1 protein-coding gene is annotated in these 1,458 nt (G+C 39.6%); it reads left to right on the top strand.

Translation table 11 applies throughout. The features are described 5' to 3' along the window. The first annotated feature begins 89 nt into the window (after positions 1 to 89). A complete protein-coding gene (locus tag ABRT01_RS18210) occupies positions 90 to 1,442 on the top strand; it encodes an IS1182 family transposase (protein WP_269410324.1) in 1,353 nt (450 codons plus the stop codon). Positions 1,443 to 1,458: the final 16 nt, after the last annotated feature.

Raw genomic sequence — 1,458 nt, 5'->3', positions numbered from 1 at the left:
TTTGAGACATAAAAAAGGAAGTACCTCCCCAAATCTTGTATAATGGTAGTTGAACCGACAACCAAAAAAAGACTGGAGGAGTACTCCCTATGACCATTATACGACAAGAAAGTCTATTTAGCATCCAAGAATTATACGAGATGGAACCTACCCATCGTTATGAATCGATTATTTCAGTGATAGATTTGGATGCGATTTATTATGAAGTGAACAAAAAATCCCACCTTGGCGCACCTGTAGATTTGAATTATGCGGCGATGATTATTTCCGTTTTTATTCGATATGTTGAACGTATTCCAACGGTTAAGGACCTAATTAAACGCCTAAAGGACGACTTTGTTTTTAAACTGAATTGTGGATTTCTTGTGTCTGACCACACCCCGTCTGAAGCCGCCTATTCTCGGCTTTTAACAAAACTAAAAGCATCTAACGTTTTGGAGAAAGTTCAAGAAAAAGTTGTGCTTCAAGCAATTGCTGAAGGCTTTATTATGGATGACACTGTCGCCATTGATGCAACCCATTTTGAAGCACGTGATCAAGCGCCGTCAAAGGAAGAAAAACAAAAAGCTGAGCCCAAAAAACGCGGGCGCAAATCCAAGGAAGAACGTGAACAATGGCTTATTGAACAGGCAGAGAAAGAAGCCAATTTACCACTTTTCGAAAAGAAAATAGAAGCACAGTTGGATGCACCTTTAGCCGAATTACGCGCCGAGGTTCCTCAAGACCCTAAGTGGGGCGTAAAAAAGAACTCAGAAGGAAAGAATGTCTTTTGGTACGGATATAAGGGACATTTGGCTGTTGGGACATCCAGTCAATATATTCTACAGGCCCTTTTTTCTTCAGGCAGTTTGAATGACGGGAAGGCTGCAATCCCGTTATTAAAAGGGGTTAATGAACTTCCCCTTCCATCATTGAACCATCAGACAATGGATGCTGGTTATGATTATCATGCAATTTATGAACAAGTGCACCGAATGGGGAATCAGTCCGTCATTGCTTATAATAAGAAAAATGAAAGCGAGCCAATCGGTTTTGATAAACACTTCGCCCCGACCTGTTTTCGGGAGCATTCCTACCGTTATGATAGTTTTGATGCCAAATATGAAACATTGAAATACACAAGACCAAAAGAGTGTAGTGACTGTCCTTTGGCGAACGAAGACATCTGTCAAAAGGTTTACAAGGTAAAAATAACAACGGATCTTAGGAGATATACTGCGCCCGCTCGTGGATCAAAGGCTTGGAAAACACTATTCAAACGTCGCTCTGCTGTTGAACGTGTAAATGCCTATCTCAAAGAATTTTTTCAACTTAACAATGTTCGTTATCGTACTGGAAAACGCGCAAAAGTTCACTTTGACATTGTAACGCTTATTTATAATGCTTCAAAATTAGCTGCAGATCGTATCAATGTACTGTTAAACCAGCAACAAACTGCTTAATTAAATTTTTAAAAAA

Source organism: Lentibacillus sp. L22 (assembly GCF_040812445.1).
GTDB classification, from domain to species: domain Bacteria; phylum Bacillota; class Bacilli; order Bacillales; family Amphibacillaceae; genus Lentibacillus_C; species Lentibacillus_C daqui.
The sequence above is the reverse complement of the archived record's forward strand: the minus strand, read 5'-3'. Positions and strand labels throughout refer to the sequence as shown.

Coding starts and splice junctions, on each gene's coding strand:
- ABRT01_RS18210 (WP_269410324.1), top strand. CDS start 90: ATGACCATTATACGACAAGAAAGTCTATTTAGCATCCAAGAATTATAC.